The sequence below is a fragment of the Streptomyces liangshanensis genome (assembly GCF_011694815.1).
GTDB classification, from domain to species: Bacteria; Actinomycetota; Actinomycetes; order Streptomycetales; family Streptomycetaceae; genus Streptomyces; species Streptomyces liangshanensis.
Genome location: NZ_CP050177.1, coordinates 6,386,537 through 6,410,850, shown reverse-complemented (window position 1 = coordinate 6,410,850; position 24,314 = coordinate 6,386,537). Strand labels below are relative to the sequence as shown.

Here is a 24,314-nt window from a genome sequence, read left to right as displayed (position 1 = left end):
AGGCGTCCGCGAGAACGAGTCAAAGGCGGCACGGGGGAACAGGCAACAGCAGCGGAGGCCGACTCGGCCGGACGTACGAACGCGAAGGAGCCCCCGGTGGCGTAACCGAGGGCCCCTCCGCGCGTTGTTGTACGTGACGGCCGTGGCGGGGAAGACCCCCGAGCCCCCACCACGGCCGCAGACTTCCTCTCGCCCGTTCGGGTTACGGGGCGGCGGGCCGGATTGCCGCGAGAGGCCCTCGTCCTAGGAGACGAGGCCCGCCCGCTCCAGGGCGTCGGTGCCGACCCGCAGGGCCGCGAGCCGCTCGTCGAGCGTCAGGCCGGCCGGCGCGAGGGTGAGCGTGGTGACCCCCGCCGCGGCGTACGCGCTCATCCGGTCGGCGATCCGCTCCACGGAACCGAGCAGGGTCGTGGAGTCGATCAGCTGGTGCGGTACGGCGGCGGCGGCGCCCGCCTTGTCCCCGGAGAGGTACTTGTCCTGGATCTCGGCCGCCTCCTTCTCGTACCCCATGCGCTGGGCGAGCTGGTTGTAGAAGTTCTGCTTGCGGCTGCCCATGCCGCCGACGTACAGGGCGGTGTAGGGGCGGAAGGTGTCGGCGAGCCCCGTGACGTCGTCGCCGACGGCGATCGGCACGGTCGGGCAGACGTCGAAGCCGTCCATCGTCAGGCCGGCCTTCTCGCGGCCCGCGCGGAGGTGGCGGATCGCGGTGTCCTCCAGGTGCTCGGCGGAGGGGAAGATCAGCAGGGCGCCGTCGGCGATCTCGCCGGTCTGCTCCAGGTTCTTCGGGCCGATCGCGGCGATGTAGAGCGGGATGTGCTCGCGCTCCGGGTGGACGGTGAGCTTGATCGGCTTGCCGGGGCCGCCGGGCAGCGGCAGCGTCCAGTGCTCGCCCTCGTACGACAGCCGCTCGCGGGACATCGCCCTGCGGACGATCTCGACGTACTCGCGGGTGCGGGCGAGGGGCTTGTCGAACTTCACGCCGTACCAGCCCTCGGACACCTGCGGTCCCGAGACGCCGAGGCCCAGGCGGAAGCGGCCGCCGGAGAGCGAGTCGAGGGTGGCCGCGGTCATGGCGGTCATGGCGGGCTGGCGGGCCGGGATCTGGAGGATCGCGGAGCCGACGTCGATGCTCTCCGTGTGGGCGGCGACCCAGGCCAGCACGGTCGGGGCGTCGGAGCCGTAGGCCTCGGCGGCCCAGCAGACGTCGTACCCGAGCCGGTCGGCCTCCTGCGCCACCGCGAGGTTGTCGCCGTCCATCCCCGCGCCCCAGTAACCGAGGTTGATGCCGAGCCGCATAACCACTCCCTTGCTCGTCTACCCGTCAGTAACGTCTCTGTCCGCCGGACTCTAGCGCGCGGTACGGGGCCGCGTCAGGGGTGGGTTGTCCACAGCCTCTCCGGGCAGGTTGTCCACAGGCTCTCTCCGCGCACGGCCCCGGCCAGTAATCTCAGCGCCCATGGAGCAGAGGCATCTCGGCCGTACCGGCCTGCGTGTGTCCCGGATCGGGCTCGGCACCCTGACCTGGGGCAGGGACACCGACGAGCACGACGCGGCCGACCAGTTGAAGGCGTTCTGGGAGGCGGGCGGGACGCTGGTCGACACCGCGGACGTGTACGGGGGCGGGGAGGCCGAGTATCTGCTGGGGCAGTTGATCGAGCGGCTCGTCCCGCGCCGCGACCTGATCATCTCGACGAAGGCCGGGAGCGTGCCGGACCCGGACCGGCGCTTCGACGGGTCGCGGGGGCACCTGCTGGCGGCGCTGGACGCGTCGCTGGCGCGGCTCGGGACGGACTACGTGGACCTGTGGCAGATCCACGCGTTCGACGCGGAGACGCCGCTGGAGGAGACGCTGCACGCGCTGGACATCGCCGTCAGCAGCGGGCGGGTGCGGTACGCGGGGGTGTCGAACTTCTGCGGCTGGCAGCTCGCCAAGGCCGCCACGTGGCAGCTCGCGTCGCCCGGTATACGTACGCGGCTGGCGGGGACGCAGATGGAGTACTCCCTGCTGCAACGCGGCGTGGAGCGCGAGGTGTTGCCCGCCGCGATCGACCTGGGCATCGGGCTGCTGCCGTCGTCGCCCCTGGGGCGCGGGGTGCTCACCGGCAAGTACCGGCACGGCACCCCGGCCGGTTCGCGGGCGGCGTCGGACATGGCACCGTTCGTGGAGCCGTACCTCGACGAGGCCGCGAGCCGGATCGTCGACGCGGTCGCGACGGCGGCGGAGGGGCTGGCCGCGACGCCGCTGGAAGTGGCGCTGGCGTGGGTCAGGGACCGCCCGGGGGTGGTGGCCCCGATCGTGGGCGCGCGCAACGCGCAGCAGCTCACGGCCGCTTTGTCAGTGGAGAGCCTTAGTCTTCCTGACGAGATCTGCCAGGCGCTCGACGACGTGTCGGCGCCCGTGCACCGCTATCCCGACCAGGACTGGAGCACGCTGTGAGTACGGACCGGAGTACGGACCGTGACCGTGACACCACCGCCACCGCCACCGCGGAGGAGGGCACGCCGGGGGCGGATGCGGGGGGTGTCGGCGCCGGTGCGGAGGAGGGTGCGGATGCGGGTGCTGACATGGGTGCGGGTGCTGTCGGTGTCGCGGCGGGTGTGACGGACGGGGGCGCGGCGGACGAGGCCGGGGCGGACGGCGGCGGGGACGCCGCTGCCGCCGAGGGCGCCGTTCTGTCCGAGGCGGCCGCCGAGCTCGCCGCGCAGCGGGAGTTGCGGGAGCGGATCGAGCAGCGCAAGGCCGAGAAGGACGGGCCCATCCCCGCCGGGACGAAGCTGAGCGGGCAGGCCGCCGACCTCCTCGCGGCCGTACGGGCCGTGGAGAGCGGCGACAAGCCCGATCCGGCCCTCCTGCGTGCCGTGGCCGCCCCCGCGCCCGCCCCGGCCCGTGTGGCCTCTGGTGGCGCTCCTGCCACCCCTGCCGCCCCCGTCGCGGTGGCCCCGGCCCCCGGGCCCGTACCGGCGCCGCGGGCCGTGGTGGACGGCGTACGGGCCGTGCTGGCCGAGGGCGGCGCGCCCGAGGCGTTCGCGGGGCAGGTGTCGGCCGTGCTCGGGGAGCAGGCCGCCGGTCTCCTGCGTGAGGACCCGTGGCAGTTGCTCGCCGTGCCGGGGGTGCGGCCCGAGCAGGCGGACGGGTTCGCGCGGGCGCTGCTCGGCGCGGCCTGCGGCCCCGGTGACGAGCGGCGGGCCGCCGCGCTGGTCGGGTGGCTGCTGGAGCGCGGCGCGCTCCAGGGGCACACCGCGCTGGAGGCGTCGGCGGTGCGGACGGCCTTGGCCGGGCACGGCGTTCCGGATCCCGACGAGGCCGTGCGGCATGCCGTCGCCGAGGGCGCGGTCCTGGTGTTCCAGGAGGGTCCGGACGACGACGAGAACGAGAACGAGAACGACGACGACGACGAGAACGAAGCGGAAGAGGACGCCGGGGGCGAGGAGGCCGGTGGGGGCGCGCGGGAGGACAGCACGGCCGACGACGCGGCGGAGCGGCCGGTGCTCCTCGGGCTCGACCGGTACGCGCTCGCGGAGGAGAGCCTCGCCGACGGGCTCGCGCGGCTCGTGAAGACCGGGCCGGACGCGTCCTGGGAGGAGGCGGCCGCGGCGGCCGGTTCCCCGTCGGCGGCCGAGCTGGTCCGGGCGGTCGCGGGGCACGGGCTGGTGCTGCACACGGGCGGGGAGGCCGCGCGGGCCGAGCCCGCCGCCCTGGCGGAGGCCGCCCGGGCGCTCGGGCTGCGCGCGGTGGTCGCGGCCCACAGCGAGAACGGCCGGGACCGGCTGGGCGGCGGCGCGGAGAACGGTGCGGGCGCGGGTGAAACCGGCTCCGGCGGCGGGGCGGGCCGGGACGTGGTCACCGTCGCGGGGCTGCTCGCGGGCGCGGAGGGACCGGGGCGGGACGCGGACGGCATGTTCGCCCTCGACCTCCTCGTCGTCCTGGACGCGCCGCAGCTGGACGTGGAGACGGCCACGATGCTCGTGGAGTCGCTGCCCGACGGCAGCCGGCTGGTCCTCAGCGGGGACCCCGGGGTGCTCTGGTCGGCGGGCGCGGGCCGGGTGTTCGGCGACCTGCTCGCCGCGCGGGTGTGCCCGCAGATCGCGTCCCGTACGCCCGACCCCGGGCCGGTCGGCGAGCTGGTCTCCGGCATCGGCATCGGTGAGCTGAACCAGGTCGCGGCCCCCGGCAAGGAGGTCGTGATCGTGCCGGTGCGGGACGCGGGCGAGGCGGTGCACCGTACGGTGCAGCTGGTCGCGGACTCGGTGCCGCGCGCGTTCGGCCTGGCGGCCGGGCAGACGCAGGTGATCACCGTGGGCCACGGCGGGTCGGCCGGGACCCGCGCGCTCAACGCGGCGCTCAAGGAGCGGCTGAACCCCGGTCCCGGGCGGTTCGCGGGCTTCGACCCGGGGGACCGTATCGCCTACGTTCCCGCGCCCGGCAGGACCCTCCAGGGCTCGGTGCTCTCGGCCGACGCGGACGGGCTGCACCTGGAGTGCGGGGGCGCGGCGGTGGTGGTGCCGAAGGACCGGGTCGAGTCGGCCGTACGGCACGGGTGGGCGCTCACGGCGCACCAGGCGGCCGGGATGCGGTGGGAGGCGGCCGTGGTGGTGCTGCCGGGGGACGCGGCGCAGGGGCTGAGCCGGCCGTGGGTGTACACGGCGTTCGGCCGGGGCGCCCGGCACCTCTCGGTGGTCCACGGGGTGGACGAGGCGCTGCCGCGGGCGGTGGCGGAGGGGGTGCCGCGGGAGCGGGTCACGCGGTTGCGGGGGTTGGTGGAGGGGTTGCTGGCGGAGGCGGGCGCGTAGCCTTCGGTCGCGGCGCGCCCGGCCTGGCGGCCGGAGCTTTGTCCTCAAGCGCCGGACGGGCTGGATCTGCCCGGCCGGCGAGTGAGGCCTCACTCCTGCGGGCTACGCGTCCTGTTCTTCCAGGTCGTCCAGGTCCGCGTCCAGGTCGTCGTCGAAGACCGCGCTGACGTCGAAGCGGCAGACGACCTGCTGCGGGTCGGCCTGGTCGAAGGGCGCGCTCAGCCATTCGCCCGGCTCGGGAAGCTCCTCCGCGGCCGCCACCCACAGCGTGGAGTCGCCCTCCTCAAGGCCGAACTCCTTGTGCCGGGACGCGATCTCGTCCGGTTCGTACTCCCCGAAGAGCACCCCCAGCGCCGCGTGCACACTGCTGCCCACGACGGCACCAGTCCCGTCGTCCCCCTCCACGTCCGCGATGCGCTGCGCCTGCACGAGCAGCCGCTGCGGCTCCGCCACCGCGTAGTCGCGCCGGATCAGCACGCTGAGGGCGTTCGGCTCCTCGGGTCCCGCGTATGGCGGAAGGGAGTCGTCCGGATCTGGGATCTCGAAGGGAGTGACCTCGTCGTACCGGTGGTAGAGGCGCTCGTCGTACACCTCGGCGGCGACGGCGAGGGCGTTGAAGGCCTCGGACACGGCCGGGTCGTCCTCCCCCGTGCGGTGTTCGACCGCCGCGAGGTGGCGGTCCAGGGCTACCTTGACCGCCTCGGCGGCGGCACGTACCTCGGCAGCGGTGGGCTGCGCAGCATCAGACATAGAGCAGACGCTATCCGTACGAGGGCTCTGGCCGCACAATAGATGCGATGCCGGAATACGAATTTGTCGACGTGTACGTGCCGCGCGGGGTCTCCCGCAAGGAAGCGACCCGTCTGCTGACCGACCACGCCGAGTACGGGCACTGGGAACTGGACCGTCTGAGCCTGCATCGGGACGGCAGCCGCAGAGTGCGGCTGCGCCGGCGCATCATCCGACAGGTCCGCGCCACCTGGTGACGACGACGGAGCGGGCCCCGCTGCTGCGAGGCCCGCCCCAGTCGTGTCCGTACGCGTCGGCGTACGCGTCTTCGTGCGCGTCCGCGCCCCTCCGTGCCCGCGTGACTACAGGGCGGAGCGGGAGCGGGAGCGGCGGTACAGCACCGTGCCCGCGAGCAGCAGCCCCGCGCCCACCGGGATCGCCGTGCCCAGCGCGCCGGCACCCGTGTGGGCCAGCTCGTCGGTGCGGACCGGCGGCGCGGCGATCTGCGGCTCCGGGGCGTTCGGGGCGGACGGGATCGTGCGCGTGACCGGGGTGACCGGCCTCGTGGGCGCGGTCGGCTGCACCGGCTTGGCCGGTCCGGGCGTGACGGGGACCGCCGAGTCGTTCTCGCAGCCGTTGCCGAAGGTGGGGCTGCCGAGGCCGACGGCGGTGACGCCGAGGCCGCAGACGTTCACGGGGATGTCGATCGGCACCTCGACAGAGTTGCCGGAGCCGATGCCGGGCGAGCCGCCCGTACCGCCGCCCGCCTGCGAGCCGCCGCCGCCCTGGCCGCCGCCGTGCGAGCCGTTGCGCGGCGGGGTGCTGTCCGGGCCGTCGCCGCCGTACCCGTCGTCGTGCGAGCCGCCGCGCGGCGGGGTGCCGTGGGAGCCGCCCGTACCGTGCCCGGCGTTGCCGCCCTTGCCGCCGTGGTCCGGCACGTTGGCGCACTTGTTGCCGAACGCGGGGTTGAGCACACCGATGACGTTCACGGTGTTGCCGCACGCGTTGACCGGGATGTGCACCGGGACCTGGACGTTGTTGCCGGACAGGACGCCCGGCGAACCGGTCGCGGCCCCCCGGGCTCCCGAGTCGGCGTGCGCGTAGCCGCCGCCGAGGACGATGACGCCGCCCGCGGCCGCCACGGTGATCAGGCCTTTGCGCGTGACCTGTCTCATAGCTTCTGCTCCCTGCCTTCTGCCTACCGGATTGCCCCAGGGCTTCGGTGCCGGGGCGGGATGCCCAGCGGCCCCGGAGTGCATGGCGCGCACTCCGGGGCCGCCCGGGCTCGGACCCTTACGGGCCGAGGAACGTCAGTCGTTCCACGTCACTTGTTGATGCAGGTGTTGCCGAAGGCGGGGTTCAGCAGCCCGATCACGGAGACCGTGTTGCCGCACGCGTTCACCGGGATGTGGACGGGCACCTGGACGACGTTGCCCGAGAGCACGCCCGGCGAACCCACAGCGGCACCCTGGGCACCGGAGTCGGCGACGGCCATGCCCGCACCCGCGAGTACGAGACCACCGGTGGCGACAGCAGCGGCGACGATCTTCTTGATCATGTATTCCTCCTTGTTGGCAAGTGCGGCCCCGACCACGGACCGCACACCAGTAACGAGAAGGAGCCATTCAGGCTACGAGCGTATCGTCGCATTCACTCTTTTCAGTCAAGTACGTACGTACTGGCGAATCCTGGCGTTTCGTCAGCCGGCGGCTCAGCTGTGGTCGATGAACCGGTCGAGCACGCGGACCCCGAACTGGAGGCCGTCGACCGGCACCCGCTCGTCCACGCCGTGGAACATCCCGGCGAAGTCCAGCTCCGGCGGCAGCTTGAGCGGGGCGAAACCGAAGCCGCGGATGCCGAGGTCGTCGAAGGACTTGGCGTCCGTACCGCCCGAGAGCATGTACGGGACGGCCCGCGCGATCGGGTCCTCGGCGGAGAGCGCGTTCTGCATCGCCTCGACCAGCGCGCCGTCGAAGCTGGTCTCGAGCGCCTTGTCCCGCTTCACGGTCTCGCGCTTCACGCGGGGGCCGAGGAGCCGGTCGACCTCGGAGAGGAACTCCTCCTCGTACCCGGGCAGGAACCGGCCGTCGACGTGCGCGACCGCCTCACCGGGGATCACGTTCACCTTGTAGCCGGCGCCGAGCATGGTGGGGGCGGCGGAGTTGTTGAGGGTGGCGCCGATCATCTTGGCGATGCCGCCGAGGCGGACGAGCGTGGCCTCCATGTCGTCGGGGTCGACCGTGAAGCCGAACGCGTCCGACAGCTCGTCGAGGAAGGACCGTACGGACTTGGTCACCCGTACCGGCCACTTGTGCCGGCCGAGCCGCGCCACGGCCTCGCACAGCTCCGTGACAGCGTTGTCCTTGCTGATCATCGAGCCGTGGCCGGCGGTGCCCTCGACGGTCAGGCGCATCCAGTTGATGCCCTTCTCCGCCGTCTCGACCAGGTAGAGCCGCAGGTTCTCGTTGACGGTGTACGAGAACCCGCCGACCTCGCTGATGGCCTCGGTGACCCCCTCGAAGAGGTCCGGGTGCTTGTCCACCAGGAAGCGGGCCCCGTACGTGCCGCCCGCCTCCTCGTCGGCGAGGAAGGCCAGCACGATGTCGCGCGGGGGCTTGCGGCCGCTGCGCAGCCGGTCCCGTACGACCGCGAGGGTCATCGCGTCCATGTCCTTCATGTCGACGGCGCCCCGGCCCCAGACGCAGCCGTCCGCCACCTCCCCGGAGAACGGGTGGTGGGTCCAGTCGTCGGCGTTGGCGGGGACCACGTCGGTGTGCCCGTGGATGAGCAGCGCGGGCCTGGAGGGGTCCTCGCCCTCGATCCGGGCGACGGTGGAGGCGCGGCCGGGGTGCGACTCGAAGATCCGCGGTTCGAGGCCCACCTCGGCGAGCTTCTCCGCGACGTACTCCGCGGCGGCCCGCTCCCCCGGTCCCGAGTGGTCGCCGTAGTTGCTGGTGTCGATGCGGATGAGGTCACGGCAGAGGTCGACGACCTCGTCCTCGCCCGAAACGGTTGTGCCCGAGCTCGACTCGCTCACGCTGCTCACTCCCACGGTCGTTGCTGGTGGTCCTCCTGATACTCCTCCCATACTCCCGTGCCGGAGGCCCCCACCCCAAGGGCGTACCCCGCCGTGGCACCGGCTGTCATACGCCTGTCACACCGACCGGGCGGTGATCGGGCACCCCCGATTGTTTGCTATGGTTTTCCACGTCGGAACGGCCCAGCGCCGCCCGACGGACACCCGGTCCGGGTGGCGGAATGGCAGACGCGCTAGCTTGAGGTGCTAGTGCCCTTTATCGGGCGTGGGGGTTCAAGTCCCCCCTCGGACACCAGGGACAGTTCACACGAACGTCCCGCTCGGCTTCAGAGAACTCCCAGTACGGATTCGTCCGGGCTGGGAGTTCTTCGTGTGTGCGGGATCTTGTCCGGCCCCGGGCGGTTCGGGGGCTCCACGGTCAGGAAAGAGTATGGGCCCGCACGGTACGGAGCCGGGCGAAGGGGTCGCCCATCACCGTCAACAGCGCCCAGGAAGAGGTCGGCTCTCCCCGTCCGTGGAGGTCCCGGCGGGCGGCTCTCAGCGCTTCGCTCACCGTTCGCCCAGCGAGCAGATGCGCGTACAGGCACTCGCTCTGGGCGAGGCTGCGGGCGTCGCCGGCCGACCAGTTGCCGCCGATCACGGAGGCGGCGCCTTGGAGCAGGAGGACTGTGCCGATTCCGAAGGAGTTACCGAAGCCGGGCTCCTGGCCGGATTGCGCCGACTCGCACGAGCCCAGGACGAACAGGGAGTCCGGGTGTACGGGAACCCGCGCGAGTTCGTCGGCCGTGAGCGGGCCGTCGGCCAGGAGGAAGTGGCTGGATGCAGGGTCGGTTCGCAGGTAATTGGTGTGGCCGGCGAAATGGACCAGCGTGTGGTGGGGCAGTTCGGCGAGGAACTCACCGCGGGTGCAGGCGGGCAGTACGGTCGTCGCCACGCCGCGCGCCGTGAGCAGGTGATGCAGCATCGCGCCCTCCGCTGCCGCCGCCGGAAGGTCGCCGGTCGGGTCGGCGACAACGAGAGCCCGCTCGACGGCCGGGTTCGCCGGGGTGGAGAGCTGGGCCACGCCGCGCAGCAGGGAGGGCGTCCTGCACAAGGAGAACCGCAGCCCGAGCCGGTCGTCGCCGGTACCGAGGGCCTCCCAGGGCACGGTCTGCGCCGTCGTGTCGCCGGAGATGACCAGAGTGTCGGCGCCGTGGGCGTCGAGTCCGTCCCGGACGGCGCCGGGCAGCAGCAGGTCGGCCAGTCGCCCGGTGATGTGGTCGATCTCGTCCTCCGGGGTCTGGCTGAGGACGGTCAGCAAGGCGTCCAGTACGGCCGGATTGACGTCAACGGCACTGCGGTGGGCGAAACCGTGCGCGCCCACGAGATACGTCACCAGTTCGCTCTCGGCGCGATCGAGTCGCTGTGCCAGGCCCACCGTGCCTTCCGGCCATGGCGCCTGGGCAAGATCCCGCGGCTCAGGACCGAGAAACGAACCGACGCGCTTCCCGGCCCCGCCGGCCGGCGCCTGCCGTAGGTGCCGCAGCCGCTCCCGGATCACGGTGCCCCGACGCTCACGGACCTGTTCGTTGGCGTACGCGGGGGTGATCCGGATCCGGCTGGTCGCACGAGTGCTCCCGCCCGGGAGGTCTGTCACGGCCGCCAGGTCTCCTTGCAGCCGTACCTCGGCCGCCGTCTCCAGCCGGGCCAGCTCCATCACCAGGCCCCTCGCCTCCTGAGCGGCCTCGTCCCGCAGGGGACCGTTCGCCATGCCCGGCAGCGCGCGGGAGAAGGCCGCCTCCTTCGCGGCTTCGGTGTAGAAGAGCGCCCGGGCTTCGGTGGTGGCGTCGAGCCGCTCCAAGTCGGAGTGGAACGTCACCAGGAGGTCGTAGGCGCGGCCGATCCGGTCGTAGTCGTCCGGGCCGAAGCGGGCGACCGCCGACCGGGACAGACGCTCGTCGATGCCGATCGCGCGCACGCTCAGGTCCGCCGCGGCGGCATCGTCGGACAACACCTGGAAGACGTCCACGATGGCTTCCAGCCAGGCGAGTTGCTCGGCGTCCGATTCCGCCGACCAGTCCCGGTCCGTGTACAGCGTGAGCACATCAAGGGCGAGCAGGTCCCGGCCCGCGGCCCGCAGAGCGCGGACGGTACGGAGCCCTACGGCCACGGCGGGCGGCTCGGCGCGGCGCGCGGCGATGTCGGCCAGCCACGCGCGTACGTCGCTCTCCAGGTGTTCGGTCCTGCCCGCCACCAGATGCGTTGCCATCAGGTTGTTCCGGGCGGCGTCCGCGAGGTCGCGCCAGCCCTCGCGGTCAGCGGTCTCCAGCGCCTCGGTCAGCAGAGCGTATGCCTCGTCGTGCCGGTCCTCACCGGCAAGGTGGACGCTCAGGGTGATGCCGGCCCCGACGCGCGTACGCGCGGGTCCGGCCGCGAGGATGGCTGTGCAGATCCGCTCGGCCTCGGCTCCGGCGCCGGTGGTCCGAAGCACGTACGCCAGCTCGTGCCAGGTGTCCCAGTCCGTGTCCCCGGGTACGTCCAGTCGCCGGGCCCATCGGTGCAGCGGGCCCGCCAGGTCCTCCCGGCCGTGGACGCGCAGGTTCGCCAGCAGCTGCACGAGGAGCTGCGCGTTCTCCGCCTCGACGCCGAGCCGCGCGACGGCCTCGGCGAACTCCCGCACGTGCTCTGCTACGGCCGTGCCGTGCGTCAGCAGGTCACCGGTGACGCGGTAGAAGTGCCAGCGGGGAGCGAGCGTCGGGTCGTGAGGGACATCTGTGCGCTCGGCGATCCGGGCCAGTGCCGGCCCGAAGAGGGCACGGTGTTCGTCGGAGACGGTGGCGATGTGGCAGCGGGCGAGATCGATGTTGACCACGACTTCAAGGCCCGCCCCGGGCCTGTCCAGTTGCTCCAGCAGCCCGGCCGCCGTGGCGAGGTCGCCCGCGTCGATCCGTTCATGGGCTCGCGCCAACAGGTCAGTCACTGTGGCGCCCCCAGCCGCGCAGCCGCTGCCTGCCGCGGGGCCTTTCCTCGCGGTGATGTTCGTCCTGGGGTTGTTGTCCGCAGGGCTCCTCGCCGTCGGGTTCCTCGCCGGGTGGGTCCCAGACCGAGCCCATGGTCCACGGCGGCGCGGACAGGCGGGCGACCGTGCCGTCCGTCAGCCGGAGAGCGTGACCGTCTCGCGGCGCCGGGATGCGCAGGCCGACGGCCGGCACGACGTAGCCGGTCGCGCCTGGGTTCTCGGCGAACACGATGCCCAGTTCCACCCGGCCCTGCCCGCGTGGGAAGGCGTCCTGAAGGGCGAACACGGCTTGTGTCATGCTTCGCTGCCCGGCCATGCGGTCGCCCCGTCTCTCCTGCCGGCCGCGGGCCAGCAGGGAGAGCGTGCTGCGGACGGCCGGCCTCAGCCGCGGGACTGTCTCGCGGTAGGCGTACGCCTCAGCGGGCAGGCCGAGATCCGCCCTGATCAGGTGCCGCACGGCTCCGGAGGACATCGCGTCGGCCCGTAGCCACTCGGTGAGTACCGGCAGGAAGTCGTAGGTCACCGCCAGAACCTCGGCGGACGCGGGCGGCAACGGGGAGAACAGCTCGTCGACCGTCGCCGACCAGTGCTCCAGGTCGGTGACCCGCGAACCGAACGGACTGGGCTGACGACCGGAGGCACGTACGGCGTCGGCCACAGCGCGGTGGAGCCGGTGACCGCCCGTTCGCGCGGCCCTCCCCCGGCCGTGGACCGTGCGTGGTTGCTCGAAGGCCACGTCCGTACCGGAGCTGTCGGAGGTGTCACGGGCGGCGACGCGGAGCCGGGCCGCGAGTGGGCGGGCGTACTCCAGGACGCGGGCGAACTCCGTCCGGAACGATTCCTCGATCGCCGCCTTCGAGGTGGTCCAGCTGTCCCCCCACTCGATCGTGGGTGTCAGGCCTGGACCGTCGAAGGTGGCGCGGAGGTCGCCGATACGGACCGGGAGGGCCGAATCGGGCATGTCCAACCCGTTCTTCGCCTTCCGCAGCGGGACGGGGGAGACGTCCTCGTGCAGGAACAGGCGGGGGAACAAAGCTTCTTGGGGCATGAGTCCCTCATCCCAGCGGGTACAGAAAGATGAAGAGGCGGGAGAGCGCACGCACTGCGTCGCGGAACGCCGGCAGGTCAGCGGAGGCGAGAGCGGTCGCGGCGGTACGCGCCGTGGCTGCGAGGCGCTCGCCCTCGGGGTGGAGGGTATGGCCGAGCCCGTGCACCATGTCTGCGGTGCAGGGGTCCGCCTCACCCCGGGCGAGACGGACGACCGTGGCCCCGTAGAGGGGGAAGACGCTCTGGGTGACGTCCACGCGCAGGTTGTCGGCCGCGTCGCCGAGGAGGCCCAGGAGCGCGGTGAAGTTCGTGGCTTGTGCGCAACGGGCCAGAGAGGCATGGGCGTTGAAGAACTCTCCGGCCGTCGTGTACAGACTGAACAGACCCCCCGACTGGAATGTCATCCGGGCCGCCCGGGCGTGCGCCGACGCGGCCCGCTCGTACAACTCCGCGGCCGCGTTCGGCTCGGCGAGTCGCGCCGAGGCGCCGTAGACGAAACCCTCGCTCTCCAGGAACCGGTAGCCGGATGCCTCCCCGGTGTCCGTTTCCGGGGCCCGGGCGCGAAGCACGTCCGCCTTGTCGAAGAAGTAGACGGCGAGTTCGTAAATCCGGGACACCCCGGTGTACTCGGCGGCCGCGAAGTAGCGGAAGCCGAGGTTGGAGTAGGAGTCCGCCGCGTCCTCCCAGCGCTCCGCGCGCTCATGCCGCAGGCCTCGCGCGCGGACGTGCCGTTGCAATCGCTCGGACCGTTCCATCACCACCGTGACATCGCCGGTCAGGCGGCTCACCTTGAAGAGGCGGTTGAGGAGGTCCAGCCGCTCGTCGGAGGTGTCGTCCGGCACGGTGAGCAGCCGGTCTCCGGTCCGAAGACACCGGTGGGCGAGCCGCCGGGCGTCCTCGGGCTGATGCAGGACGTACATCGTCCGGTACGCGGCCTGCTCGGCGGCGTCCAGAGCGGCCGTGGTCAGACCGAGCCGGCCTTCGACCTCGGCCATGCGGCGCTCGCAGCGCTCCTCCAGGTCCCGGGCACGGGTCCGCAGCGCTTCGGGCGGCTCCGGCCGGTCGGGCTGCCGTAACTGTCGGCCCACCCAATCGGCCACGGCGAGCGCGAGGTGGGTATTCCGTTCCAGGGACGCGTCGACGACGTCGAGCAGTCGGGGGACCAACAGGCCCAGGTGGAGGAGGTCCGGCCCGTGGGGCTGCCGCAGCAGGGCGGGGCCGGCCAGCAGAGGAATGAGCCCATTGACGACGGAATCCGCCATGACCGCGGGGTCGGGCGTGCCGCGAGAGGTGTCGGACTCGCCGGGCCCGGTCGTCGCGTCCGTTTCCGGCTCGGCAAGCTTTGCCGACAGAATCCCGAGGGCCATCACCTTGGGACCCACCCGGGACATCAAACTATCCCGGCACAGACAGGCCTCCATGTACGCGGACTGCGTCAGGGAGGCCAACTCGTCCCGTTGACGGGGGTGTTCACGTAAGGCTTCGGTCAGGTGCAGCCACTCCGTCAGCCGGTCGCCGAGCAGCTCCAGCGTCTCGCCGTCCCGCGCGGCGAAGAGGCGGTCCAGCAGTTCGCGGATCGCACCGGGATCCGGTGGGTCGACCGGACGCTCCGCCGATCCGAGCACGGGATCGAGGCGGGGTGCTGAGCGGCGTACGGTCGCCTGGTCGGCCCAGAGCGGGCCGAGTGCGGTGCCGGTCACGGCAGTTCGATGGTCGAACTGCCGAGCTTGCGGGCCAGTTCGACCAGTTGGACGAGTTCCTCGCGTGTGGCGTTGGCCGGGCATTCGACGCTGCTGCCGTCGGCGCCGTGGAGCACGATCTTCGCGCCGTCGGTGTCGGCAGCGGATTCCTGGCCCTGGCCCTGACGCATGGCCAGCAGTGCGAACACGCCGGTGATGAGGGCGGAGAGAGCCGTCGCCCCACCGCCGACGTACGCCACCAGCAACTCCGTCCCGGATCCGCCGCGATACAGGCTGGTACGCCCGTCGACATCGAGCCGTACGCCAGCGTCGTCGATGTGGGACGCAAGCGCATCCTTCAGATCGGCAGGCGACAGCGGCCCGCCGACAATCTCGATCCTGGAACTCACGGACCGCCCTTCCCTTTTCGAGTAGCCGGTTTCACTATTCCGAATCTTTCGTGACCTGTCAGGGAAGTTCACCAAGTTCACCCGGTGCGGATCCGGGCCGGACTCGGCGGAGGTCTCTTGTTCCGGCTCCCCGTCCGCGGCCCGGCCGCGGCCGGGTTGGCGCGTCCGGGAGGTCGTCGGATCATGTGCCGTATGGTTTCCCCCTCTCGGCGCCGTCTGCTGGTCTCTCTCGCCGCCTCCGCCGCCTCTGTCCCGCTCGGCGGCCCGGCCACCGCCGCCGTGCGCGCCGCCGGCCCGGCCGCGTCCGTGCGGCCTTTCGCGACGTCGGCCGCTCCCGTCTCGACGCCTTCCTCCGTGACCCTCGCTCCGCTGGACGCGTCCCACTTCGTCTCCGTAACCCTGGATGCCGCGCTCACCGCGACCGTGCTCCCTGGGACGCCGGCCCGTACGGAAGTAAGCTCCGGCGGCAAGCGGGTCGCGCTGCTGACCCACGGTGCGAGGACCGTCGTGCTGGCCGGGCCGCCGCGTACGTTCAGCGAGGACAAGTCGCCTTTCGTGGACGACTTCCGGCGCACCCTGCCGGACCTGTCGGTGCCGGACTCGGAGCGGCGGTACTGGGGCACCTCCCCCGGCGGCGGCAGCTGGTCGACCCTCGGGCCCGTCGATCCCGACTACTCGGTGGTGCCGGGCGCCGGGGTCATCGCCCTCACCACCGACAACGCCAGCCGTCACGCGAGTCTGCGCGACGACGAGATCACCGACGTCGACGTGCGCTCGGTGGCCCGGTTCGACAAGGTGCCCACCGGTCAGGCCTGTTCGTACGCGCTGTCCTTCGGCTACCAGGACACGCACAACAATTATCGGGCCAGGCTGTCCTTCCTCACCACGAGCACGGTCGAACTGCGGGTCGAGAAGGAGGTCTCCGACACGGTCACCCAGCTGGCCCCGGCCCTGACGCTCGCCACGGGCGTCTCCGCGGGGACCGACTGGACGATCCGGGTGCGTCGTGAGGGCGCCCGCATCCAGGCCAAGGCATGGCGTGCGGGGGCGGCGGAGCCGTCCGCGTGGGCCGTCGACGTCAGTGACTCCACCTTCACGAAGGGCCGGGTGGGCCTGCGGGCGCTGGCCAACAGCGGGTGCACCAACCTGCCCGTCACGCTCCGGGTCAGCCGCTTCCAGGTCGACGCGGCGCGTTGGGACGTCCCGGCGAATGTCACGCACGGCGACTGGGTGCGTGTGCTGTCCCGGCCCTTCGACGGCTCATGGACCGACGAGGTCGAGCGGACCGTACGCGGCTGGGTCGGCTCCACCGCTCCGGACGTGCTCGCGCACGCGGCGATGTTCCTCGCGGGGGCCCCGGCCGTGACGGCCGGGGCAGGACCGGCCCAGGGGAGGCAGGTGCTCGGCGAAGCGGGATACGGCTCCCTGGATCCTCAGGGCTTCCCCCAGGAAGGGGCCGACTTCCACGAGTACATGGACATCGGCTGGACCTTCGAGGACGGCGTCCACACGGGGCCGTCGAGCAAGCAGGTCGGCCATCTCGACTGCTCGGGCTACACGCGCATGGTGTACGGGTACCACATGGGCGTGCCGCTGGCCGCGGGCCAGGACACCTCCCGGCTGCGCATCCCCCGCCAGTCCCGGCACATGGCGGACTACCTGCCCGGCGTGCGCGTCGACCGGACCGACGGCGCCGGGCCGCCCGCCGCTGCCCTGCTCCAGGCCGGTGACCTGGTGCTGTTCAACGCCGACTCCGGGGACGACAATCCGACGGCCACCGTCGACCATGTCGGCATCTACCTGGGCGGGGACGCGGCCGGCCGGCGCTGCTTCCTCTCCAGCCGCAAGACCGCGAACGGGCCCACCATGGCCGGCCTCGGCGGCGCTTCCCTCCTGGACGGCACGGGCACCTACGCCAGGACGCTGCACACGGTGCACCGCGTCTGAGCCGCGCCGAAGTGGGCCGTGGGTACGGCGCGCGCGGCGGCTCGTGCGGGCATGGCGGGTGAATGAGTACGGGGGCTCAGGTGTGTGGGGGGCTTGGCGGGGACTATGGGGGGCGTCCCTAGTGAAGTGGAGTTGCTCGTGCTCAGCCGCCTTGCTCGTCATGTGGTTCCCGTCTTCGGGCAGTTGACGGTCACGGTCGACGAAGGGGCCGAGCGGCTCCCGGTCGGGATCGTTGTCGCCAACCACAGTTCACTCGCGGATCCGGCGATCGTGCTGGCCGCGTTGCAGCGCCTCGGTACCCGGCCCGTGGTCATGGCGACCGCCGGTCTCTGGCGCATACCCGTGCTCGGTGGCGTCCTCGCCCGGGAAGGCCACATCCCCGTGCATCGCGGCGATCCGCGCGCGTCCCGGTCGCTCGATCTCGCCCAGGAAGCGCTGGAGCGGGGGCGGCACATCCTGATCTACGCCGAGGGCGGGCTGCCCGACCGCAAGGACGCGGCCGAGGCCGCGCCGGGTGCCTTCCGCCGCGGGCTCGCCCGGCTCGCGGAGCGGACGGGGGCGCCGGTCATCCCGGTCGGCCAGGCCGGCGCGCGCCGGGTCGTCTCCGGGTCGGTCGCGAAGCAGTGGGCGGGGCTGGCCACCGCGCCGCTGCGGCGTCCCCGCCTTCACGTTCATGTCGGGGCTCCGCTCCTGATGGAGGGGGGCGGGGACGGGGGCGGTGCGTTGACCGCGCGGGCGCACTTCGCCGTTACCGCGGCGTGGCGGACGGCGGCCTCGCGTCTGGGTGAACCGGCGGCACTGGCCGCCTGAGCGCGCTCGGCGTTCCCGCCGCGTACGCCGGGGAGTTCGGGCTGCGTGGGGGCGCAACCACCGGCCGTGTCCGGTCGTCCTTCGGGGTATGCCGTCGCCCAGCCCCGAACCGTCCCCCCGGCAGCCTCGCCGGCCGCATTGCGGCCAGGGCGCGAGTGAAGCGGCTCCGTCCGGGTGCCCCGGCATCCGGGTGGCGGGGCACACCGCCTGTCTGGCCCACCTGGACCGCGCCGGGCGCGGCGCCTATCTGGCCGGGCTGGCGCCCGGGTCCGACGTGGACCACCGGGGCACTCCCTTCACCGAACCCCTTCTCGATGCCCTTCTCACCGCCCTCCGTGACCCTGACACCGGGCAGGCCCGGTTCGGCGAGGCGCTGTTCGACTCGGCGACCTTCGAGGGCGACGCGCTGTTCGGGGCGGCGACCTTCGAGGGCGACGCCTGGTTCAGGTCGGCGGTCTTCCGGGGCATCGCTCTGTTCGACTCGGCGGTCTTCGAGGGCGGCGCCGGGTTCGGGGCGGCGGTCTTCGGCAGCGTCGCGCTGTTCGAGTCGGTGGTCTTCGAGGGCGAGGCGCGGTTCGGGTCGGTGGTCTTCGAGGGGGACGCGTGGTTCCAGTCGGCGGCCTTCCGGGGCGAGGCCTGGTTCAGGTCCGGGGACTTCCAGGGGGACAGCGGGTTCGAGGCGGCGGTCTTCGAGGGCGACGCGCTGTTCGAGTCGGCGTCGTTCAAGGGCGTCGCCCGGTTCCGGTCCGCGGCCTTCGCGGGCCGGGCGCGGTTCGGGTTGGCGACCTTCGAGGGGGTCGCCGGTTTCGGGGCGGTGACCTTCGGGCGTGAGGCCGGGTTCAGGTTGGCGGTCTTCAAGGGCGTCGCCCGGTTCGCGTCGGCGGTCTTCGAGGACGTCGCCCTGTTCGGCTCGGCGGCCTTCCGGCGCGACGGCGCGTTCGAGTCGGCCAGCTTCAAGGGGGACGCCGACTTCGCGTCGGCGGTCTTCACGAGCAGGGCCCTGTTCGCGTCGGCGGCCTTCGGGAGCGAGGCCGGGTTCGGGGCGGCGGCCTTCCGGGGCGATGCCGTGTTCGAGGGGACGGTGTTCCAGGGCGGCTCCGGTTTCGGGGCGGCCGTCTTCGGGAGCGACGCCCTGTTCACCCGGGCGGCCTTCGAGAGGGCTCCGCAGCTGGGGCCGTTGGTGTGTGCCGGGCGCGTCGTGCTGTCCGGGGCGGTGTTCGGCGGCCCGGTGAGCCTCGCGTTCGCCGCGCGCCGCCTGGAGTGCCGGCGGACCCGCTGGTCCTCGACGGCCGAGCTGCGTCTGCGCCACACCGCGGTGGACTTCGCCCACGCGGTCTTCGAGTATCCGCTCACCCTCGCGGCGGAGCTGGATCCGTTCGTGCTCCCCGACGGCCAACAGGTGCGGGAGGACGCGACGTTCGGCACGTCCGACGCCGCCGTACGCGTCACCTCGCTGCGCGGCGTGGACGCGGCCCACCTGGTCCTCGCCGACGTCGGACTCGCGGAATGCCTGTTCACCGGGACGGTGCACCTCGACCAGATCCGGCTGGAGGGCGCGTGTGCGTTCGGTACGGTCCCGTCCCGCACGCGCGGGCGGGGCGGGCTGCCCATACGGTTCACCCGGCGGCGCACGCTCGCCGAGGAACACCACTGGCGCGCGGGACGGCCGTCGGCCGCACCGGGCTGGAGCGCGGGCGGGGCCGGGGCCGGGCGCGTCGGGCCCGCGCAGTTGGCGCCGGTGTACCGGGCGCTGCGGAAGTCCTTCGAGGACGGCAAGAACGAGCCGGGCGCCGCGGACTTCTACTACGGCGAGATGGAGATGCGCCGCCACGACCGCGCCGGCGGCACCCGCGCCGAGCGCGGACTGCTGCACGGCTACTGGCTGTTGTCCGGGTACGGGTTGCGCGCCTCCCGGGCGCTGGGCTGGCTCGCCGCCGCGATGCTCGTCACCGTCGTGCTGCTGATGGGCTTCGGGCTGCCCGGGGACACCCCGGGGTACGAGGCGACCGGCACCGTACCGGCCGGTGGCGGGCGGGTGACCTTCACGATCGGCAAGGACGATCCCCGCGGCCCCACGGGGGCCCGGTTCACCGGGGAGCGCTTCGAGAAGGCCGTGAACGTCACCCTCAACTCGGTGGTCTTCCGGTCCTCGGGCCAGGACCTGACGACCGCCGGCACCTACATCGAGATGACCTCTCGACTGGCCGAGCCCGTCCTCCTGGCCCTCGCGGTCCTGGCCGTCCGCAACCGTGTGAGGCGCTGAGCCGGGTCCGTGGCGCGGGCGTGGGGCGGGGCCGGGCGGAGGGGTTCTCCGGTCGGCCCCGCCGTGGGTGCTACTGGTTCGCGCGGCCCCAGGCTCTGGCCGCTGTGGTGCCTCCCGTGATGACGAACTGGGAGCCCGGCTGGGTGACGATGTTGCCGTCGGCCGAGTTGGTGATGGTGACGTTGGTCAGGGTCGCGCTGCCGCGGGCGCCGCTCATGGCGAGGATGCCGGCGCCGTTGTTGGACTTGTCGATCTTGACGTTGTTGATCGCGACGGAGGGCACGTTGCCGCCGCCGGTCTTGAACTGGATGCCGTCGAAGGTCGAGTCGTAGATGTCGGTGTCCCGGATGGTGACGCCGGGGATGTCCCTGCTCTGGGCGAAGAGCGTGATGGCACCGAACTCCTGGTCCTCGTTCCAGAAGGCTCCGCCGGTGCGGTACAGGGCGTTGTTGGCGATCAGGGTCTGGCCGGTGAAGGGCAGCGGGTCGTGGTCGGTCGCCAGCATGATGCCGGGGTAGTTGGCGGTGTCGTACACGAGGTTGTTCTCGATCTTGTTGCCGTAGCCGCCGTAGACCGCGATGCCGGTGGCGCGCCAGGGCAGTTGGATCGTGTTGTTGACGAACTGGTTGTCGTGCGCGACGTCGACGGACGTGTCCTTGACGTACCGGTTGGCCCAGACCGCCAGGGAGTCGTCGCCCGTGGTGCGGAACGAGGAGTTGAACACCTTGGAGTTCCGGGTGCCGTTGGTGAAGTTGATGCCGTCGGCGTACGTGTCGCGGATGCGCATGCCGGTGAGCTCCAGCCCGTCGGCGGGGCCCCACAGGGCGGGGATGTTGTCGTAGTCACGGCCGACCCAGACTCCGACGTTGGCGTGCTCGATCCACACGTTGGAGATCTTGGTGTTCTTGCCGAACCGCCCGTTCAGGCCGACTCCGCCCTCGGCGCCACCGGGGCCGCCGCGGATCCGGCCGGAGCCGAAGATGGCGATGTCGGAGATCTGGGTGTTGTCGTCGATGTCGAAGCCGAAGTTGCCCTCGTGCGGGTGGTTGATGCTGCCCACCGCCAGGTGCGGTTCGGTCAGGGTGTAGAGCTGGGAGTGCCACATGCCGGCGCCCCGGATGGTGACGTTGCTGATGCCGACCTGGTTGTACTGGCCGCGGTTCAGCGGGTCGTCGGTCAGGATCTTCTTCTCCTGGCGCCACTGGCCCGCCGGGATCCACACGCAGTCGATGACGTCGTTCTGGTTGTCCGTCACCGCCCGCTGGATGGCGGTCGTGTCGTCGATGCCGTCGTCGGGCACCGCGCCGTACGACGTGATGGAGGTGCACTCCGCCGGCTTGCTCGTCGGCGGCGCGACCTGCTCCAGGTCGATCAGGTCGATGATGTAGAAGGACGCGGTGTCGCTCGCGTCGCGCTGGAGCTTGAACTTGGTGCCCGCCGGGTACGTCGTCGACAGCAGCGCGTTCGCCTCGTCGAAGAGCCGCCGGGCGTCGGCCTGCGGGGTGTTGGTCAGGGCCTCGGGGCCGTCGGTGTCGCCGTACAGCCAGCTGTGCTTCGAGGAGAGCGTGAGCTTCCTGACGAAGGTGTCGTTGACGTACAGGCCGATGGTGGCCTCGATGCCGCCGCCGTTCGCCGCGTCCGGGATGGAGTTGCGGACGACGATCGAGTTGGTCGGGACGGTGGAGGTGAACTCCACGAACTGACCGGTGCTGTTGAGCCGTACCGACTTGCGGCCGGAGGACTCGGTGGCGAAGTTCGTGTGCCCGAAGGTGCGTTCGGCGTCCGCTTCCAGCAACGTGCCCTGGTAACGGCCCGCTTCGGCCTCGTACTCGGTGTACGGGACGGCCGCGCCGCGCCCGACCACGATCGCCCGGGAGAACGCGTTGTTCGTCTCGTTGGTCTCCGTGACGACGTTGGTGGCGTCGGCGGTGGCGACGAGGGTGGCGCCGCCGCTGGTGGCGGTCCACGTGCCGGTGACGCTCACGTTGGCGGTGGCGCCCGCGGCGACCGACGGGGTGCTGGTGTTGAGGGTGGTGCCGCCGACCGTCAGGCGGGTGACCGTGGTGGCGCCCGACGCGGTGGTGCCGCGGTTCTTCACCGCCACGGTGAACTGGACCGGTGATCCCACGGCCGGGTTGGCCGGGGTGGAGTCGATGCTGAGCACCTGGAGGTCGGGGCCGGGGGCCTGGCCGACGACCAGCTGGGCCGTCGCCACGAAACTGTTGTTGTTGTTGTCCTGCTCGACGACCGTGTCGGTCGGGTCCACGATGGCGGTCACCCGGTAACTGCCCTCGGCGCGCTTGCCGATGGTGACGGGGACGGTGGCCGAGGCGCCGACGGCGAGTGCGCCGACCGGGGCGCTGCCCGCGACGGCGCCGCCCACGCTGACGTTGACGGTGGTCGCCGGGGAGGCGGCGGTGCCCGCGTTGCGTACGGTCGCGTTGACGGTGGTCGTGTCGGTCTCCACCGGTGCGGCGGGGGTCCACGACAGGGCGGTGACGGTCAGGTCGGGGTTGGGGGCCGGGACTCCGATGACCTGGATCTCGGCGACCTGGCCGCCGCCCGCGCCGGTGTTGGCGAAGATCTGGAGCTGGAGGTCGGCGACGCGGCCGGTGACGGGGATCCGTACCGAGTTCTGGTTGGTCGCCGGGTTGAAGGCGTAGTCGGCGCGCGCCTTGAGCGAGGTGAAGCCGGCGGCGGTGTAGGCGCGTCCGAGGACCTGGATGTTCTGGCTCCTCGGCCCCCACGCGGAGTCGGGGTTGAGCTTGACCACGACGGCGCTGATGTCGGCGTCGGCGCCGAGCTTCACGGTGAGGTTCGACGGGTGTCCGTTGGACTCCCAGTACGTGGCGAGGTTGTTGTCGTTGGCGTTGGCCGCGACGAACGAGAAGACCGACGAGTTCGCCTCGATCGCCTTGCCGCGGGCCAGGTCCGTACCCGTGCCCGGATCGGGGTCGGGGTCGGGGTCCGGGTCGGTGGCCGCCGGGCCGTACACCGCGAGTTCGGAGACCTGCGCGGCGGGCCAGCCGGTGTTCCCGGTGATGCTCACCCGGACGTACCGGACGCTCGTGGAGGTGAAGTCGATGGTGACGGTGTTCGCCGAGGCCGGGGAGAACGCCCGGGCCTGCGTGGCGGACAGGGTGCTGAACGTCGTCCCGTTGGTGCTGCCCTGGATGGCGACGGCCTGGGTGCGCGCCTCCCACGTCGTCGGCAGTTTGAGCACCACCTGGTCGACGGCGACGTTGCTGCCGAGGTCGGTCTGGACCCAGCCCGGGAAGCCGTTGTTCGGGCCTTCCCAGTAGGTCTGCTGGTTGCCGTCCGTGACGTTGGAGGCGGGATGGCTGCCCTCGGACCCGCTCGCCGAGGCGGTACGGCCGGCGGCGACGTTGGGGCGGTCGGCCGCGGAGGCGGTCTCGGTGGAGAGAGGTATGAGCCCGAAGGCGATCAGGGCGGCCGTCACCAGGCCGGTGATCAACCCTCTGCTGAGCTGCGTTCTTTTCATGGGTCCTCTGTCTGTCGGAACGAGAGAGTGGGGGGCCGCGGGAGGGGGGCCTGCGGGTCGGACTCTTGCCACGAAGTTGCGAGGAGATTCTGAAAAAATTGAGCCAGTTGCACAGTTTTTTGCGAGTCACAGATTCCAATCGTGTCACCGTTTTGTCAACGGTTTACACACGACGATCAATTGGGCAGCACGAAACCGGGCTCGGCGGAGAGCGGGTGTCAGCGCACGCGGGGCTTGGGCGGGGCGGTGCCCGACGCCAGGGGTGAGCGGGCCAGTTCGAGGCAGCCCGCCGTGATCAGGGCGACGCCGATCAGCTCGGGCACCAGCCACCAGCCGGTCCGCACGTTCTCGCCGAACAGCGTCACCCCGTACGTGATGCTGATCAACGCGTCGCCGAGGGTCAGCATCGGCTGGGACGCCACCAGGGAGCCCGCCTGAAGGGCGTTCTGGAGGAGGAAGAGCGCCCCGATCCCGGCCACGGCGGTTGCGTACAACTGCCAGGCGGAGAGCAGCGCGACCACGCCCGCGCCGTCCTCGATGCGGGACACGGCGTCCTTCAGCAGCGCGGCGGTCAGCGCGTACCCGACGGCGGCGGCGAGGCCGAAGAGCGCGGCGCGCGGGTTGCCCCGTACCCGCTGCGCGGCGCCGATCAGCACGACCTCGACGCCCAGGGTGATGATCAGCGCCGGGACCCAGGCGATCGGGTCCACGGTCTCGGTGCCGCCGCCCGGCGACGCCGCGCCCAGCCCGAGCGCGAGTCCCGAGGTCACCGCCGCGACGCCCAGCCAGGCGGAGCCCGGGAGCCGGGAGCGGAAGACGTAGCTCGCGATCAGCAGGGTCACGGGGAGCTCGATGACGAAGATCGGCTGGACGACGGCGATGGCCCCGGTGGCGAGCGCGATCGCCTGGCAGATGGCGGCCACGATGACCAGGCCGATGCCGGCCAGCCAGACCCGCTGCCGGAGCAGGTGCCGGATCAGCGAGAGGTGGAGGGCGTCGGAGTCGGGCACCGTGGACGCGGCGCGCCGCTGGAGCACCGAGGCGGAGCCGTTGCTGATCGCGGTCAGGACGGCGAACAGGACACTGATCACCGGTCCATCA

Annotated in this window: 17 protein-coding genes and 1 tRNA gene; 7 read left to right on the top strand and 11 right to left on the bottom strand. The window is 72.1% G+C overall.

Features of this window, described 5'->3' with window-relative positions; all coding sequences use genetic code 11:
• Positions 1-243: 243 nt before the first annotated feature.
• Positions 244-1,296, bottom strand: coding sequence for an LLM class F420-dependent oxidoreductase (locus HA039_RS27765; protein WP_167034085.1), 1,053 nt, complete (start codon positions 1,294-1,296; stop codon positions 244-246).
• A 160-nt stretch (positions 1,297-1,456) separates the two neighbouring features.
• On the opposite strand from HA039_RS27765, the gene HA039_RS27760 reads away from it, so the two are divergent.
• Both HA039_RS27760 and HA039_RS27755 read left to right on the top strand, forming a co-directional pair.
• Positions 1,457-2,437: an aldo/keto reductase gene (locus tag HA039_RS27760; RefSeq protein WP_167034084.1), complete on the top strand. Its 981-nt coding sequence runs from the start codon at positions 1,457-1,459 to the stop codon at positions 2,435-2,437.
• Positions 2,422-4,791 (top strand): helix-hairpin-helix domain-containing protein, encoded by a 2,370-nt coding sequence (locus HA039_RS27755; protein ID WP_425086427.1) that lies wholly within the window; start codon positions 2,422-2,424, stop codon positions 4,789-4,791. The genes HA039_RS27760 and HA039_RS27755 overlap by 16 nt, the downstream gene beginning before the upstream one ends.
• A gap of 102 nt (positions 4,792-4,893) precedes the next feature.
• Here HA039_RS27755 and HA039_RS27750 read toward each other — a convergent pair whose 3' ends face one another.
• Positions 4,894-5,541 (bottom strand): hypothetical protein, encoded by a 648-nt coding sequence (locus HA039_RS27750; RefSeq protein WP_167034082.1) that lies wholly within the window; start codon positions 5,539-5,541, stop codon positions 4,894-4,896.
• A gap of 47 nt (positions 5,542-5,588) precedes the next feature.
• On the opposite strand from HA039_RS27750, the gene HA039_RS27745 reads away from it, so the two are divergent.
• Positions 5,589-5,777, top strand: a complete 189-nt coding sequence (locus tag HA039_RS27745) for a DUF5703 family protein (protein WP_005319466.1) — start codon at positions 5,589-5,591, stop codon at positions 5,775-5,777.
• A 105-nt stretch (positions 5,778-5,882) separates the two neighbouring features.
• On the opposite strand, the gene HA039_RS27740 is transcribed toward HA039_RS27745, so the two are convergent.
• From HA039_RS27740 to HA039_RS27730, 3 genes are all read right to left on the bottom strand, one after another.
• Positions 5,883-6,695: a chaplin gene (locus HA039_RS27740; RefSeq protein WP_167034081.1), complete on the bottom strand. Its 813-nt coding sequence runs from the start codon at positions 6,693-6,695 to the stop codon at positions 5,883-5,885.
• A gap of 149 nt (positions 6,696-6,844) precedes the next feature.
• Complete coding sequence (gene chpH / locus HA039_RS27735; protein ID WP_167034080.1) at positions 6,845-7,078, bottom strand: chaplin ChpH; 234 nt, start codon at positions 7,076-7,078, stop codon at positions 6,845-6,847.
• A gap of 153 nt (positions 7,079-7,231) precedes the next feature.
• Positions 7,232-8,608 carry a M20/M25/M40 family metallo-hydrolase gene (locus HA039_RS27730; protein ID WP_425086388.1) on the bottom strand — a complete coding sequence of 459 codons (1,377 nt, stop codon included), beginning with the start codon at positions 8,606-8,608 and terminating at the stop codon, positions 7,232-7,234.
• Between the two features lie 156 nt (positions 8,609-8,764).
• Here HA039_RS27730 and HA039_RS27725 point away from each other — a divergent pair.
• Positions 8,765-8,852 (top strand) — tRNA-Leu (locus HA039_RS27725).
• Between the two features lie 123 nt (positions 8,853-8,975).
• Here the strand turns inward: HA039_RS27725 and HA039_RS27720 are convergent.
• Genes HA039_RS27720 through HA039_RS27705 form a run of 4 tightly spaced genes read right to left on the bottom strand, consistent with a single transcriptional unit; the run spans position 8,976 to position 14,691 of the window.
• Entirely contained in the window at positions 8,976-11,504 is a 2,529-nt protein-coding gene (locus tag HA039_RS27720; RefSeq protein ID WP_167034078.1) for a CHAT domain-containing protein, read from the bottom strand.
• A 4-nt stretch (positions 11,505-11,508) separates the two neighbouring features.
• Positions 11,509-12,603, bottom strand: a complete 1,095-nt coding sequence (locus HA039_RS27715) for a hypothetical protein (RefSeq protein ID WP_167034077.1) — start codon at positions 12,601-12,603, stop codon at positions 11,509-11,511.
• 7 nt (positions 12,604-12,610) lie between these two features.
• Entirely contained in the window at positions 12,611-14,302 is a 1,692-nt protein-coding gene (locus tag HA039_RS27710; RefSeq protein ID WP_167034076.1) for a hypothetical protein, read from the bottom strand.
• Positions 14,299-14,691 carry a hypothetical protein gene (locus tag HA039_RS27705; protein ID WP_167034075.1) on the bottom strand — a complete coding sequence of 131 codons (393 nt, stop codon included), beginning with the start codon at positions 14,689-14,691 and terminating at the stop codon, positions 14,299-14,301. Before HA039_RS27705 ends, HA039_RS27710 begins: the two co-directional genes overlap by 4 nt.
• Positions 14,692-14,883: 192 nt before the next feature.
• Here HA039_RS27705 and HA039_RS27700 point away from each other — a divergent pair, with 192 nt between their 5' ends.
• The 3 genes from HA039_RS27700 (at position 14,884) to HA039_RS27690 (ending at position 19,711) form a co-directional block, all read left to right on the top strand.
• Entirely contained in the window at positions 14,884-16,638 is a 1,755-nt protein-coding gene (locus tag HA039_RS27700) for an NlpC/P60 family protein (RefSeq protein ID WP_167034074.1), read from the top strand.
• 138 nt (positions 16,639-16,776) lie between these two features.
• Positions 16,777-17,448, top strand: coding sequence for a lysophospholipid acyltransferase family protein (locus HA039_RS27695; RefSeq protein WP_167034073.1), 672 nt, complete (start codon positions 16,777-16,779; stop codon positions 17,446-17,448).
• A gap of 88 nt (positions 17,449-17,536) precedes the next feature.
• Positions 17,537-19,711, top strand: coding sequence for a pentapeptide repeat-containing protein (locus tag HA039_RS27690; RefSeq protein WP_481906681.1), 2,175 nt, complete (start codon positions 17,537-17,539; stop codon positions 19,709-19,711).
• A gap of 70 nt (positions 19,712-19,781) precedes the next feature.
• On the opposite strand, the gene HA039_RS27685 is transcribed toward HA039_RS27690, so the two are convergent.
• Together HA039_RS27685 and HA039_RS27680 are read right to left on the bottom strand one after the other, a co-directional pair.
• Entirely contained in the window at positions 19,782-23,213 is a 3,432-nt protein-coding gene (locus tag HA039_RS27685) for a CARDB domain-containing protein (protein WP_167034071.1), read from the bottom strand.
• A gap of 218 nt (positions 23,214-23,431) precedes the next feature.
• Positions 23,432-24,304 (bottom strand): DMT family transporter, encoded by an 873-nt coding sequence (locus tag HA039_RS27680; RefSeq protein WP_167034070.1) that lies wholly within the window; start codon positions 24,302-24,304, stop codon positions 23,432-23,434.
• Positions 24,305-24,314 lie beyond the last annotated feature (10 nt).